At 52.3% G+C, this 14,366-nt stretch carries 12 protein-coding genes and 1 pseudogene; 6 read left to right on the forward strand and 7 right to left on the reverse strand.

The features are described 5' to 3' along the window. Positions 1-47: 47 nt before the first annotated feature. Complete coding sequence (locus tag MHH78_RS21620) at positions 48-884, reverse strand: helix-turn-helix transcriptional regulator (protein WP_341168769.1); 837 nt, start codon at positions 882-884, stop codon at positions 48-50. A 127-nt stretch (positions 885-1,011) separates the two neighbouring features. On the opposite strand from MHH78_RS21620, the gene MHH78_RS21625 reads away from it, so the two are divergent. Further along, positions 1,012-1,785, forward strand: a complete 774-nt coding sequence (locus MHH78_RS21625) for an SDR family NAD(P)-dependent oxidoreductase (RefSeq protein WP_341168770.1) — start codon at positions 1,012-1,014, stop codon at positions 1,783-1,785. A 133-nt stretch (positions 1,786-1,918) separates the two neighbouring features. Then, positions 1,919-2,782 (forward strand): annotated as a pseudogene (locus MHH78_RS21630) (preprotein translocase subunit SecA); the annotation flags it as partial. Positions 2,783-3,129: 347 nt separating this feature from the next. Here MHH78_RS21630 and MHH78_RS21635 read toward each other — a convergent pair. Further along, on the reverse strand, positions 3,130-5,052 hold the full coding sequence (locus tag MHH78_RS21635) for a serine hydrolase domain-containing protein (RefSeq protein ID WP_341168771.1): 1,923 nt from the start codon (positions 5,050-5,052) through the stop codon (positions 3,130-3,132). Positions 5,053-5,208: 156 nt separating this feature from the next. Between MHH78_RS21635 and MHH78_RS21640 the strand changes: the two genes are divergently transcribed. After that, positions 5,209-5,382: a hypothetical protein gene (locus MHH78_RS21640; RefSeq protein ID WP_340826956.1), complete on the forward strand. Its 174-nt coding sequence runs from the start codon at positions 5,209-5,211 to the stop codon at positions 5,380-5,382. Positions 5,383-5,486: 104 nt separating this feature from the next. Continuing rightward, a complete protein-coding gene (locus tag MHH78_RS21645; RefSeq protein WP_341168772.1) occupies positions 5,487-6,845 on the forward strand; it encodes a cryptochrome/photolyase family protein in 1,359 nt (452 codons plus the stop codon). Between the two features lie 34 nt (positions 6,846-6,879). Here MHH78_RS21645 and MHH78_RS21650 read toward each other — a convergent pair whose 3' ends face one another. From MHH78_RS21650 to MHH78_RS21670, 5 genes are all read right to left on the reverse strand, one after another. Continuing rightward, the gene (locus tag MHH78_RS21650; RefSeq protein WP_076077684.1) at positions 6,880-7,518 is read right to left on the reverse strand and encodes an ABC-2 transporter permease; all 639 of its coding nucleotides are present in this window, start codon (positions 7,516-7,518) and stop codon (positions 6,880-6,882) included. 1 nt (position 7,519) lies between these two features. Then, a complete protein-coding gene (locus tag MHH78_RS21655) occupies positions 7,520-8,383 on the reverse strand; it encodes an ABC transporter ATP-binding protein (RefSeq protein WP_076077681.1) in 864 nt (287 codons plus the stop codon). Further along, complete coding sequence (locus MHH78_RS21660; protein WP_076077678.1) at positions 8,373-8,759, reverse strand: GntR family transcriptional regulator; 387 nt, start codon at positions 8,757-8,759, stop codon at positions 8,373-8,375. Before MHH78_RS21660 ends, MHH78_RS21655 begins: the two co-directional genes overlap by 11 nt. 145 nt (positions 8,760-8,904) lie before the next feature. Continuing rightward, positions 8,905-10,014, reverse strand: a complete 1,110-nt coding sequence (locus MHH78_RS21665) for a metallophosphoesterase (protein WP_341168773.1) — start codon at positions 10,012-10,014, stop codon at positions 8,905-8,907. A 79-nt stretch (positions 10,015-10,093) separates the two neighbouring features. Further along, positions 10,094-11,953: an FAD-dependent oxidoreductase gene (locus MHH78_RS21670; RefSeq protein WP_341168774.1), complete on the reverse strand. Its 1,860-nt coding sequence runs from the start codon at positions 11,951-11,953 to the stop codon at positions 10,094-10,096. Positions 11,954-12,051: 98 nt separating this feature from the next. Between MHH78_RS21670 and MHH78_RS21675 the strand changes: the two genes are divergently transcribed. Beyond that, the gene (locus MHH78_RS21675; protein WP_341168775.1) at positions 12,052-12,933 is read left to right on the forward strand and encodes a LysR family transcriptional regulator; all 882 of its coding nucleotides are present in this window, start codon (positions 12,052-12,054) and stop codon (positions 12,931-12,933) included. Positions 12,934-13,107: 174 nt separating this feature from the next. Continuing rightward, positions 13,108-14,361: an MFS transporter gene (locus MHH78_RS21680; protein WP_341168776.1), complete on the forward strand. Its 1,254-nt coding sequence runs from the start codon at positions 13,108-13,110 to the stop codon at positions 14,359-14,361. Positions 14,362-14,366 lie beyond the last annotated feature (5 nt).

Consider the following 14,366-nt stretch of genomic DNA (forward strand, 5'->3'; position numbering starts at 1 on the left):
AGCGATCTTCGGAAGGCCATCCGCCTTGTCTGAAGACCGCTTGTTTTTTAATTTCTTTTGCTTGCCGTCAACTCCTGCTCCAAACGGGATTTCGTGGCCGTATCCGGCAAATAGAGCATAATCCGCTGGTCTGGATCATTAGGGAATTGTAAGGTAATATGTTCAAACTCCAGTACTCCAAGCTCAGGGTGATACAGCTTCTTATAACCGTCAAGGCTGCTGGGCGCATCATGATGCTGCCACATCCTTGTGAACTCAGCGCTCACACTCTTAAGATCATTAATTAAATTGCTAAATGAAACATCCTCCAGATAACGGGCTCTCGATGTCTGGAACTCGGCTACAATTCTCTGGGAGACATCATGCCAATCCTCTGAACCCTCCCTCCAGACAGGGTCGGTGAACTGGCGCCACATCAGATTGTGATCATGCGGAGGTGACGGCCGGCTAATCGAAAATACGGCTTCCGCCGCAGCATTCCAGGCCAGAAAATCACACCTCCTCCCTATTACATAAGCAGGATTCGGATTGAATTCGTCCAGCATCATCTGGACAGACGGGCTGATCTTCTCTTCAGCAGCAGCCAGTTGAGGCGGTAGTGACTCTCCTGACAGTAGAAAAAGATGCCGGCGCTCATTGGGGGTTAGCTTAAGGGCCGAAGCCAGACTCTCCAGCACACCCACTGAAGGACTGATATTACGTCCCTGCTCAAGCCGTGTGTACCATGAAAGACCTATACTGGCGAGTTGAGCAACTTCTTCGCGGCGTAAACCTTGTGTCCGGCGGCGGCTGCCGGCTGACAGTCCGACATCATGCGGCGAGATCGAGGTTCTTAACTTTCGCAGAAAATTCCCCAAAGCTAAACGGCGTTCACTATCATTCAACTAAGAAGCCCCCTTATCCTGTCACTCGTAAGCCTACCATAAAGAAGGCTCTCCTCCCAAAACAATAGCCAAAGTATACTCAAAGTGATCAAGGATATCAATATGCCTAAGGAAAAGGAGAATCAACATGACAAATCATTCGGGACAATTATTGAAGGACAAGGTGGTAATGATTACGGGTGCCGGACGGGGGATCGGGGCTGCGGCAGCAAAGTGGTTTGCCATGCAGGGCGCCTCGGTGATGCTCGTCTCACGGACAGAATCTGAGCTGCGTTCACTCAAAGATGAGATTACGGCAACCGGAGGACAGGCGGAATATTTCACAGCCGATCTGGCAGAAGCGGGCGGCGCTGGGGAAGCGGTCAACGCCACAGTAAGGCGGTATGGACGGCTTAACGCCGCTTTCAACAACGCTGGTATCGGAGTCACCATATCCTCTTTGGTCGATGAGAAAGAAGAGGATTTCGACCTGATTCAGTCTGTAAACTATAAAGGAGTCTGGCTGTGCATGAAGGCCCAGATTACGGCAATGTTGCAGACCTCCGGATCAGGGGCAATTGTCAATACCAGCAGTGTCGGCAGCTTAAAGGGTAATCCCGGCTTGGGTGCCTACGGCGCCTCCAAACGCGGAGTTAACAGCCTCACGCAAACAGCTGCCATCGAATACGGACCGGCGGGCATTCGGGTCAATGCCATCGCCCCCGGCACAACTATGACAGATATGATTCAACAATGGGTCTCCATCAATCCTGAGATTATCGAGCAAATCAGTGCCAAGACGCCCCTCCGGCGTCCGGCTGAACCCATAGAAGTCGCACAGGCTGCGGCCTGGTTACTTAGTGATCAAGCCTCCTTCGTGACCGGGGTCATCCTGCCGGTAGACGGCGGACTGAGTGCCTAAAGGCCGCTTACCCTCCCCTTTTCTATCCGGCTAACTCTTGTCTCTGGAGCTTATAATCCATACATTGGTAAACTGAAACATGAATGAATTATAATATACAGGTAAAGTAGCCCGAAGACGTTCATGTTAGTAGTCGGGAGAACTGGGCGCCGTAACGGTCTCAACGAATATGGCGGGACGCGGTGTCGATATCCGGCTCGGCGGCGGTGATCCGGTACAGGCAGACGCTGTCGCCCGGCTCGGCGGGTTATATGTCATTGGCACCCATGTGAACGAAAGCGTGCGGATTGACAACCAGCTTCGCGGGCGGTCCGGCCGCCAGGGCGACCCGGGGGCTTCAGTCTTCTATGTCAGTCTGGAAGACGACCTGATGCGCCGCTTCAGTTCCCCTACCCCAGCCCATGCACTCAGACAGCAGGAAGCTATTGAAGAGCCTTCGCTTGGCCGGAAGATCGCAAGTATTCAGCAAATTGTAATGAGCCAGAATTTCGAAATCCATAATGAGCTGAACCGTTATTCGGATATGATCGAGGACCAGCGGCGGATTCTATATGCGGAACGCCTTAGCATCCTGCTGGGCGAGCAACCGATAAGCCCTGCGGAACAGCGGGTTCGGCTGTTCTATATCGATGAATGCTGGGCTGACCATCTGGCCTTCGTCTCCTATCTCCGCGAAGGCATTCACCTGGAGAGCATCGCCAGCCGCAGCCCGATCGATGAATTTCATACGCAGATTACCGGAGCATTCGATCAGATCCCGGGTAAGATCGAACGTGCGGCAGAGACTATGCTGGTCAGGCTCGGCGGGTCTAATGATCCGGCTGAATGGGAACGGCTGGGACTTAGGAGCCCTGCTTCAACCCGGACCTATATAATCAACGATCAATATCTCCAGAATAAGCGCAGCTCATGGACGGGAACGACTATTGTGGCTTTTTGGCTTCGTCCAATTGCACAAAAGCTATTATCCCCCTTCATTAAGCAGCCGAAATACTAATATGGCTCTTATTGCAGAAGTGGAAACGGCTAGGCCGTCCTTAGGAGGATGGCCTAGCCGTTTGATCAAGGACTATATAAATTGAAATGGAAAAAATACTCCTCGTTTATTATTGCGGTCTCCAGAACATTAAAAGAGCACTTCAAAACAAGCAAGTGGAAAAACGTATCTTATTTTATCCTTTTATGAAGGATTCAGAAAAATAAGTGCCCCTTTTCCAATTGCTGTCGTCGCAGGGCTCCACACTCCTTGAGCAAATGGATAAATCCATCTATTTCCTGCTATCAGCGCCAGCCCTCCCTATTCTCCCTCAGAACGGCTGTTTCTCAGCCTGTCCTCTCTGCTGCTTAACTGTAGAACTCCCAGAATACCAGCTGGGCCAGCAGAATTGCCATCATCACCATGGGCATGATGACGGACCAAGGATAACGGGCCGTTGAAGCAGGCGGCGGCGACAGCTGCTTCATCTTGGTTATAAACAGCGCAGCGATAAGCAGTGCAGCCAGTCCGGTTAGCGCAATATTCACTATAATCTGCGGATACACCTCCGCATAGGCACGTTCATTGTTGCTAAGCATCCGTAAGGCCAGCACCAGATTGTTCACCACCAGACCGGTACCGGTTAAGGTCAGTCCGGCCGTCAGCTTCCGGTTGGCGGATCGGGGTGCAGGACGGTTACGATGTGCTCTCCTTTTGCCCAGAAGCATCTGTACCAGCCTGACAAACGGAGCAACTACGAAATAGACAATCACCAGTCCCGCAAGTGCTGCACTGATCAGCAATACAGGCATGGACCGGCCCGGGGGCAGCGGCAGATAATCGGAGGTGTACACCGAGATAGCCTCTACCTTCCCGTCCTTCATTGTGGCATACAGCATCGGCCAGGCATCCAGTCCTGAATCCCCGCCCGTCTTCTCATAGAGGTACGGCTGAACCTGCTGATAGCTTCCGCTCATCCCGGCAAGTGACACCTGAAGCTGATCTGCTCCCTGAGGCTCAAGCTTCATCATCGTCAGATATGGGAACAGCTTCATGAAGCCATGGCCGGGACGGCGCGCCGCGACGAATCGGCCTTCCACCTCTGACACGTCTGGCAGAACCGCTGCCTCCGTCTGCGCTCGTTGTCCCACAACTGCTTTGGTCAGACCATGAACAATATGGGATTCGCCCGCCTGATTCGTCATGACGACAACTGCAAACCGGTCTTCAGGCACAAGCATAAGATTGGTGGCAAAAGCAATCGTGTTCCCGCCATGTCCCAGCGTCCGGTGTGCCCCGGGATACTCCCAGAACCCGTGGGCGATGCCCGGCATGCCTTCATCAGCAGAATGACTCCGGGTCAGCATCGTAGCCAGCGTACCTGACTTCTGAAACAGCGGAGATTGCTCTCCGGCTGCGGGCATGAGGGCCATGGCAAATTTGGCGAGATCCTCCGCAGTCCCATTATTGCCGCCGTTAGGGTACATAGACATATAATTCCATGGACCTTGCTTGAAGGAGCCTTGTCCGGCGAAGAAATACCCTTTGGCCTTGTGCTTCAGCAGCTCCGGGCGGTCCTGCACCACAGAATACGCCATTGAATGCTTCATGCCCAGCGGCTCAAAAATATGCTGCTGGACGTATTCATGATAAGGCTGTCCGCTGATTCTCTCTACAATGTAAGCGGCCAGTGAGTTGCCGTAGTTCGAATAGGCGACTACCTCTCCCGGTCTGTAGATCTGTGCCGGCTGAGCCAGCTTCAGACCTTCTTCCAGTGACCGCACTTCCTCAGGCGACTGGTAAGCCATATCGAACATATACTCTTCAAATCCGGCATTGTGGTTCATCAGATGCAGCATGGTGATCGGCTCGTCATACTCCAGCTTGGTCAGGAAATGCTCCGGCAAAAGCTTACGGATATCTTCATTCAGATCCAGTTTGCCCTGCTCAGCCAGCTGCATTACGGATGTCCATACGGCGAGCTTGCTGATAGAGCCCCATTCCATGACCGTATCCGGGGAAACGGGTATCTGCTGTTCCACGTCGGCGTAGCCGTACCCCTTGGACAGCACGACCTGTCCATCCTTAACCATCACAACGGAAGCGCCTACGGTCTGCGTTCCTATGTATTCTTTTACATAATCGTCTACAAAAGCTTCCAGCCCGGTCAGCGGAATGCCGGATGGGGTAGCTCCCCCTGCTCCTACGCTGCCTTGCTCTGCGGCAAATGCTGTAATACCGCCCGATAGCAGCAATAGCACCGAGAGCACTAGTGTGAATCCTCTTTTCAAAATAAAACCTCTCCTTTAGTCGAGTAAAATCCTGCAGCCTTCCTAATTCTAACAAATAACCTCGCCGATTACCGGAAAATTTCCTTTCGGCCGATTTCACTGATAGTATCTTTAGGAGAAGCAACATGATTATCTTCATGGAAGAAGGGCCAGCTTATGAATAAATTTTATACCACATTAGCTTATATAAATGAAGCATTGTACGCACCAGCCCGCTTAACTGTCAGTTCTATACGTGAAGAACTGCAGAACGCCGAATATGGAGCCGGTATATTTCAATTGGGTGCCCTCAACACAGAAGTGGCAGATCCCTTATTTTGGAATAGTTGATCCCATGAACCTTCACCCTATGCAGGGGTTAACCCAGTTGTATCTGCCAGCCATACCGTTTAGAATTTAACAGATCACACCTGCATCGGAAAGGAACTACATCTATGATTCTATTCATACACCGCAAGGACCTGCGGACTTTTGATCTGCCGGCCTTCGATGCCATCGCTTCGGCGCAGGAAGACTCGCTGCATGTATTAATACTGGAGCCGTTCCTACTCCGGAATAAGCGTTATCTGGAGCATAGCGGACAGAATTTCCTTCAGCATGTTGCCCGTCTTCAGCAGGAATATGCGAAACAAGGTAAGCTGCTACATCTCCTATATGGAGAGCCGGAGGCGGTCTTACAGCGTCTGGCCGGGGTACATCCTATCCAGGAAGTCAGCATCCATGCGGATTATACCCCTTATGCGCTCACCAGAGACCGGCTTCTGCAGGATACCGCCTATGCGCTGAACCTCCGGTTCCATGCCCGGCATGACAGCATGCTCTGTGATCTGGAAGCATTCATGGACTGGTGCGGCCGGAGTGAGCCGTTCAAGGTGTTTACTCCCTTCTACCGCCGCTGGCGTACTTTTCTCGCGCAGCGGTTCCAGCCGCCGTACGCTGCCGGGCTAAGTAGTCTGCGAACCGTTGCTCTTCACCCGCAGCTCGCAGAGGCCTTCCAGCTTCCCGAAGAGATTGCCCGGGAGCTTACAGTGCTGGCTCCCGCTGCAGAGCAGATGAACCCGGATCATGTGCTCGAGAGTTTCCTTCACGCAGACCTGCAGGATTACAAGATCAACCGGGATCATTACGCACATGAACGCACCAGCCGGATCAGCAGGCATTTGAATACGGGAGCGATCTCGGCACGGACACTATATAGCAGACTTACTGAAGAAGAGGATATCGGCGAAGATTGGCTGAGACAGTTAGCCTGGAGGGATTTCTATCTGGGTCAAGCACGGCTGGACCGGGATTTCTTCAATTATGAGAATGTATATGATCTCTCTGTGCTGGGGACCCAGCACTTCGAGGCCTGGGCTCAGGGCAGGACCGGCATTCCGGTCATCGATGCAGCTATGCGCCAGTTGAACGCAACCGGCTGGATGCCTAACCGGCTGCGGATGATAACGGCCATGTTCCTGACGAAGAATCTGGGCTGTCCCTTCATCTATGGCGAGCGTTATTTCCGGCTGAAGCTAAGCGATTACGACAACGCCCAGAACCGTGGCGGCTGGCTGTGGAGCTCTTCGCTCGGCTTCGATGCCTCTCCCTATTTCCGGGTGATGAATCCGGTCACCCAATCCCAGACCCATGATCCGAGCGGCAGCTATATCCGTACCTGGCTGCCGGAACGCGCGGACTGGTCTGATAAGGACATTCACCTGCCCGCCGAAGATGCCATTGTGGATCTGAAGCGGTCCCGGGCATACGCCATCGAAGTCTACAAGGAGATCATGCGGAGCCGGCAAGGCTGATAGTCTCCCAATCGCAATCGGATTCCGGTGATCATCAGAATTCTTTATTCCGATGAATCCGCACGGAAATCAGATAGGACACCGCGAACAGGAGAACAGCAAGGAGCAGGGTGGCATACCCGGTCTCAGGACCATTATAGTTCACATCGTCCATATACAGGTTCAGCAGCATCCACACCAGGAAACGAAGGCCCACCGATAGCCCTGCCGATATCGACACCATCTGCTCGCTTTTTTCCACACCGAATTTAAGAATGACCGGATAATAGATCGCCAGGGTGGAGATAGATAAAGATAAACCGAAGGTATACCCAGTGGACAGGTTCAAATGTGCTATGTCTCCCTTGCTTACATAGGTTAATGCCAGAGTAACCAGACTTACAGCGGTGCCCATGAGGATTAACATCAGGAAGGACATGTACTTCGCATGGATGACCGTTCTCCTTCTGATCGGCATGGTGAGTTCAAACCGGTTCCATTTAGAAGCCTCATCCATCTGCAGGGAGGCCCCGATGCTCAACACAAAAATCCAAATCTGCGCCGCGATGACTGCATTCAGTATGCTGTGATCCACCCCGGCAAAGGAAACCAGCGACAGAAGCAGCGCAATGCCGAGGGAAGATTTGATGTTATTTTGCAGTGAGTAATAATTATTTAACAGCAGTCCGCGCATATTATTTCTCCCCCTTTACGAGCAGCAGCAGAATCTCATCAATGGATACCTGATCCACCGTAATCCCGCTGTATTGTTGCCCGAAGCCTCTTCTGTCCTTCACCAGCACATCGGTCTGATGCTCCTTCACCCGGTAAGCCAGCCTGTCACCTTCAGCAATACGCCGGAACTGGTCGCTGGTGCAGCGGGCCACGCCGTAGTCATAGATCAGCTCATCTTTCATCGCAGTCAGAATGATCTTCCCTTGATGAATAAAGGTGATATAATCGGCGATCTTCTCCAGATCGCTTGTGATATGAGAAGACATCAGTATGGCGTGATGCTCGTCCTCAACGAACTCCAGGAATACCTCCAGAATCTCCTCTCTGGTAATGGGGTCGAGTCCCGAGGTAGCCTCATCGAGAATCAGCAGCTTGGGATGATGCGACATGGCGGCGGCTATGGCAAGCTTCATCGTCATGCCCCGCGAGAACCCGCTGATCCTGCGGTCCATAGGCAGGCCGAACTTCTCCGTGAGCTTCACATAGACCTCCTGATCCCACTGCTTATAGATACCACGCATGACCTTCCCCAGCTTCACCGGGGTCAGCACCGCCGGAAAATTGGCCGAGTCCAAAACAACGCCGATGTCTTCGCGCAAGGCGATGTCTTCATCCTTCATCTCCTTGCCCAGCAGCCGGATTGTACCGCTGTCGATCTGAACCGTGTTCAGAATGGACTTGATTGTTGTCGTCTTCCCTGCTCCATTCTCACCCACGAACCCCATAATGGTTCCGCTGGGAATTGCTAATGATACATTGTCCAGCATAAAGCCGGAGTCGGCATAGGACTTGGTCAGTCCGGTGATTTCCAAACTAAGATTCATGATTACCCTCCTTATAATAGATAGTCAGCATCTCTACCATCTTTTCCAGTTTGATTCCGCCCGCACGGGCGAGCTCGGCTGCTGCGATGAGATGCTCCTCCACTTGCTTCTGCTGCTCTTCCTGAAACAGCGCCTGGCTCACGGCGGAAACGAAGCTGCCCTTTCCAACGGTAGTCTCGATGAAGCCATCGCGCTGTAAATCCTCATACGCCTTCTGTACGGTGATGACACTGACTTGAATGGATTTGGCTAAGGCGCGCATCGAAGGAATGGGATCTCCTGCCTGAAGCTCTCCGCTCATAATCTTGCCTTTGATCTGCGAGGTGATCTGCTCATAAATGGGCTTGTTCCTGTTACTACTGATGATGATCTCCACACGCTGCCTCCTTGCGCGAACAGTGTACTTATTGTACCAGTACAATATAACTGATTTCTTATTTTTTGTAAACCTGCTAAATAACCACACTTAAGACATACAAAAAAGGGCCAACCCCAGCTTGAGGTCAGCCCTTCCACATTACTTATTGTGCATTCGAGAAATGAACATGAATGGACACTACCTCCGAGCGCGACCCGATGCGGATCGGCGGACCCCAGAAGCCATAGCCTGAAGACACGATGGTATGAAGCTGCCCCTTCTGCAGATAGCCCCAGTCATTCTCGAACACTCTGGAGGTGATCAGATTGGCCGGCGCGATCTGCCCGCGGTGGGTATGGCCGGAGACCATCAGATCAACGCCCTGCTCCTGCGCAATCCCGAACTCCACCGGCTGATGCTCCAGCATGAACACCGGCTTGGAATGATCTATGTCCTTGGTCAGATCAGCCAGCTTGGCCCGCTCCTTATCGCTGTAGTCCTTCCGTCCAATCAGCGTCAGCCAGCCGCCGACCTCGACGTCTTCATCATAGAGCACCTGCATCCCGCTCTCCTTCAGCAGGCTGATGATCTCCTCCGTCCCGCCCTTGAACCGGTCATGATTCCCCAGGGAAGCATACACTCCGAGCGGAGCTTCAAGCTTCGCCAGCACAGCGCCGAGTCCCTTCTCCTTATACGGCCTGACATCATCATCCACGATATCGCCCGGGAGCAGTATCAGATCGGGGTGCAAGGCGTTAATCTCCTGCACCATCCGCTCCGCATGGCGTTTGCCGGATAAATAACCGAAGTGCATATCCGAAGCCATCACGATGTGAAGCTTACCGCCGGCCGGACCCGGCTTGTCAATCTGTACCTCATAGGAACGCACAACCGGGCTGTATGCATTATAGCTTCCATACCCGAGCAGGCTCACCAGCGCCAACAGCGTCAGGATACCGGACCACTTCTGAACCGCGCGGCGCGGCAGCCTACTCAGCCTTGTAAGCCAGACCATAAGATGCACGAGCGGCAGCAGCATGAGCAGCAGGCTGAATACAGCCAGCCAGTAACTGCCAATGACGCTTAAGACCGCTGACCCCGCTACCACCCTGGAGAGGATCAGCGAGCTGGCCAGAAAGATCAGCGCAATGATGTAGAACAGCCGGAACCGTCCGGAGACGACCGGCTTGATCCAGCCCCAGCCGCTCCAGCCAATATAGAAGACAATTAACGCGTATAAAGCAATGAATACTAGCCCAATGATGATAAACATGTTAACCACCTTATCTAATTTTCGGATAACATATTATCTCATGGCACCTTGGTCTTTTCCACTATAGGGACAGCCGGGCTTATTTAAGCTTATCCACCACTGCCTCTGCTGACAGCTTCCCGGAGGTCAATGCCCAGGCATTATTGGCGCCAGAGGGGGAGTCATCTCCCATGACACCGCCAACAACCTCGCCTGCTGCATAGAGTCCGGAGATAATCTGGCTGCTCGTGTTCAGGACTTCAAAGTCCGCGTTCACAACCAGTCCCCCCATGGTTGTAGCGAAACGCGGTTTCTGCTCTACCAGATAGTAAGGGCCTGATCCAATGGCTTCCTTCATGTAATCCGCTGAACGCCCGAAGTCCTCATCCTTGCCGGCCTTAACGAAGCCGTTATAGCGGTTAATGGTGTTCTGCAGCGCACCAGCACCCATTCCGGCAGCCGTTGCCAGCGCTTCAGCCGTCTCGGCATGGAAGAAATACGGCTTAGATGAACCATTGTTCTTCAGCCATGTCTCAATATCACCCTGTGAGATTCCTGCTTCACCCAGACTGGTCTTGAACACATCGAAGGTTGCCTGGTCCATTAGCAAGTATAGCATCTGATTCTGTTGCGTAAGTTCCACTTCCAGAATGCTGCGATTACTGGACTTCTCATTCACTACTCTATCTCCGGCACTATTCACCAGAATTCCGCTCTTTTTGAATGCAGCGATATTGCCGACAATGGTAGATTTCGCAATTCCCTCGGATACCTCAACTCCATTGGGGTAACGTTTCCCGTACTCCATCAGGCGGGTTGCGGCATCGATGCCGTCACCCTTGGCCATTACAATTCCGTCTCCAGTCGAGGAGGTCGGACCATAGTATAGAGCGGTCTTTAACTGATCGGAGAGCAGGTCTTTATTATTACCATAACCTCCGGTAGCCATAATCACTGCCTTAGCTGTAATATTGTAGGTCTTCCCGGTGCCGTCTTTGGCAACGACACCTGTAACAGCCCCGCTATCATCTGTAACCAGCTTCTCTGCTCTGGTCTCCAGGTGCAGCTCCACACCCGACTCTTCGACCTTCTGGCGGGCCTGCTTGGCGAATCCGGGTCCGCCCTGATCGTAGGCAAGCTCCCGGTCATGACTGTACTCTGCCAGCTTATGCAATCCGCCTGCCATATCGTATTTAATCCCCACATATTGATTCAGCCAGTCTGTAGTCTGCCCGACGTTGGCTGCGAACAGCTTCAATAACTCGGCAACGTTCTTATTGCCCCCGTTGGCAAGGAAATCCGTCACGATGCTGTCGGCACTGTCGTCGGTAACTCCAGCTTCTTGCTGAAGCTTGGAGAGTCCAACCACCTGATTGCCGCCGCTGATCGAGATGGCCCCGCCGATGTAAGTCATTTTCTCCAGCAGGATGGTCTTCAGTCCAAGCTCATCTGCACGCAGGGAAGCGGACATGCCTGCCGCTCCGCCGCCGATGACGACTACATCTGTCGTTAAGTCCTCTACCTCGGTCGATTCCACTGTCTTCACATCATTGTTCAGAACCAGCGGATCTACACCGGCTTGGGTTACGCAATCGGCGACGGCGGCCAGGATCGCATCACTAGTGACGGTTGCCCCGGAGACGGCATCAATCTTCAAGGACTGGTTATCGACAATAGCCTTCGGAATCTTGGTAACGGATGCGTCACTGACCCCTTCGGTCTCCTTGAAATTTACTACCTTCACAGCGTCGATGGCATGCTCCGAGAAGGTAACTTCCACCTGCACCGCACCGTTTTTCCCGTCCGCAGATCCTGTATAGGTTCCGGCCTTATAGGTGATGCCCCCGGCATCTTTAGAACTATCTTCATTTTTTGTACCTGAACATCCTGCCACAGATAAGATCACCAATGACACCAACAGCATAACCGACAGCATCTTCTTTACATTCTTTTTCCTCATTTGTACTCCTTCTTGGAACCATTTTTGTTAATATATAAAGGTCGCGATACGCCACTCTACTTCAGAACCCACTATACATTCAGATAGGATGATCACCCATGACTATTGCACAGCTTCAATATTTTTTGACAATTCGTAAATATCTGAGCTTCTCCAGCGCAGCGGATGAGCTGTGCATCACCCAATCCGCGATATCCAAACAGATCAAATCCCTGGAAAGCGAGCTGAACACCCTGCTGTTCGACCGAAGGACACGGACGATCAGCCTGACGCCTGCCGGAAAAGAGTTCGTATTATATGCCGAGAAGATTCTGGCCAATTACAATGAGATGATGTCGAACATGAAGAAGCATGAGCTGCTCGAAACAGGCCATATATCCATTGCAACCATTCCCGTGATGTCACAATATGGCATGACTTCAATCATAGCCGGGTTTACAGGAATGTATCCGCATATCAAATTGCATCTAATTGAAAAAGAAAATGATATCATTGTATCCATGCTTCGCAATGGCGAGGTGGATGTAGCGTTCATGCGCACTAACTATATTCCCGAGGGGCTCTCCGAGATTCATCCGCTGGTGGATGATTTCTTAGTGCTGGTGGTCTCCAAGGATCATCCCCTGGCAGATCAAGCCTCCGTGGAGCTGGCCCGGGTGCAGACCGACAAGTTCATTCTGCTTAACTCGACTTCGGGTATATATACTACCTGTATGGAAGAGTGCCGCAAGGCCGGCTTCACGCCTGAGGTACTTTTCACCAACAGTCGGATTGAGACCATTATGGAGCTCGTCGCCGAGAATCTCGGCGTAACCCTGCTGATGAATCAGGTTGCCCGTTATGTGGATCATCCCAAGCTTAGCATCGTGCCGCTGGCCGATCCGGTTCTTAGCTCGTTTGCCATGGTGAATCCCAAGAATAAACAGAATACAGACAGCATCACGGCATTTATTGACTATGTAATTCAATCATCATCCTGAAATTTCATTGTAACTAATTTCACATTCTCCTTCGTAAATAAAGTGTACCTAAGGCGCCAAGGCATGATTACATTCTAAACGCGCGGTCGCCATACAAACAATTCCAATATAGAAAGCATCTATTCCATTATGGAAAATAACCTGACCTGAAACGGTTCCCTGGAGGATTTCATCATGGCAAAACCTTTCTTTCCGCGGCTGGAGGGAAACAGCCGGGGCTGCTTGACCTTTGAGCCTTTTTTCCTGATTCCCTACAGCATGTTCTCTACCTATGCCACCCTGTACATGTATGAGCTTGGATTGACCGAGCTGAACATCGGCTGGATAACAACCATCGGACTCATCGTACAGGTATTCTCCTCTTTGCTCAGCGGTTATTTGACGGACCGGCTAGGACGCAAGCGGGCTATTCTGTATTTTGACCTGCTTAGCTGGAGCCTTGCCACCTTGTTATGGGCCTTCTCACAGAACCTGTGGTTTTTCGCCGCAGCTGCAGTGATTAACGGCTTCCAGCGTGTGCCACATATCGCCTTTTACTGCCTGATTGTTGAAGATACCCGTCCCGCTGACCGGACCTATGTATTCACACTGCTGCAGATCATCGGGGTGATCGGAGGCCTGTTCGCACCGCTGGGCGGTCTGCTTGTCCACCAGTATGGCATGGTCACGGGCATGAGGATCATGTACGTGCTGGCCTTCCTCTTCATGACCTTCCAGTTCGTGGGCCGTCATCTAACCACCAGGGAGACCGAGGCCGGTATCCGCAAAAGGCAAGAGACCCGGGAGCTCGGCCTTAGAGAGAGTATGATTGAATACGGCGGCGCCTTCCGTGATTTGGGGGCTGAGCGCAATCTGCTGCTGATCTTCGGCGTATACATTCTGTTCAACTTCCAGGCTACGCTGAAAAGCACCTACCTGTACCTGTATCTGGCAGATTACATCCATCTGGACAGCGGCATCCTGTCTATGTTCCCGGCGGTATCCTCTGTCATCATGCTGCTGACCCTGTGGCTCTTGATGCCCAGAATCCCGGATCAGAGCGCAAGCCGTGCCATGATGGCAGGCTTCGGCTTATCTGCTCTGTCGAATGCCATGCTGGTTCTATACCCATCAGCGAGCTTTGTCTGGATCGGGCTGAGCACCATTCTGGCTGCCGTAGGCCTGATGATCAGCTCTCCTTATCTGGAGGCAGCCGTGCAGAACGCCATTGATGATGAGAAGCGGGCCAAGGTCTTCTCCATGCTGTCAGTCCTGATCCTGGTATTCACCGCACCTGCGGGCATTATCGGAGGCTGGGCATACAAGCTCGACCCGCGAATTCCGCTGTGGCTGGTAACTGCAGCGTTCGTCGCCTCGTATCTGCTGCTGCACCTGTACCGCAGACGGACGGCTTACAAAGACACTATTCCGCAGCAAGCTCAGCAGTAAGCAAA

Source organism: Paenibacillus sp. FSL H3-0333 (assembly GCF_038002805.1).
In the GTDB taxonomy this organism is placed as follows: domain Bacteria; phylum Bacillota; class Bacilli; order Paenibacillales; family Paenibacillaceae; genus Paenibacillus_AQ; species Paenibacillus_AQ silagei.

What these genes read in the sequence shown, in the direction of transcription:
- MHH78_RS21625 (WP_341168770.1), top strand. Translation starts at nt 1,012, where the DNA reads ATGACAAATCATTCGGGACAATTATTGAAGGACAAGGTGGTAATGATT.
- MHH78_RS21640 (WP_340826956.1), top strand. Translation starts at nt 5,209, where the DNA reads ATGAATAAATTTTATACCACATTAGCTTATATAAATGAAGCATTGTAC.
- MHH78_RS21645 (WP_341168772.1), top strand. Translation starts at nt 5,487, where the DNA reads ATGATTCTATTCATACACCGCAAGGACCTGCGGACTTTTGATCTGCCG.
- MHH78_RS21650 (WP_076077684.1), bottom strand. Translation starts at nt 7,518, where the DNA reads ATGCGCGGACTGCTGTTAAATAATTATTACTCACTGCAAAATAACATC.
- MHH78_RS21655 (WP_076077681.1), bottom strand. Translation starts at nt 8,383, where the DNA reads ATGAATCTTAGTTTGGAAATCACCGGACTGACCAAGTCCTATGCCGAC.
- MHH78_RS21665 (WP_341168773.1), bottom strand. Translation starts at nt 10,014, where the DNA reads ATGTTTATCATCATTGGGCTAGTATTCATTGCTTTATACGCGTTAATT.
- MHH78_RS21670 (WP_341168774.1), bottom strand. Translation starts at nt 11,953, where the DNA reads ATGAGGAAAAAGAATGTAAAGAAGATGCTGTCGGTTATGCTGTTGGTG.
- MHH78_RS21675 (WP_341168775.1), top strand. Translation starts at nt 12,052, where the DNA reads ATGACTATTGCACAGCTTCAATATTTTTTGACAATTCGTAAATATCTG.
- MHH78_RS21680 (WP_341168776.1), top strand. Translation starts at nt 13,108, where the DNA reads ATGGCAAAACCTTTCTTTCCGCGGCTGGAGGGAAACAGCCGGGGCTGC.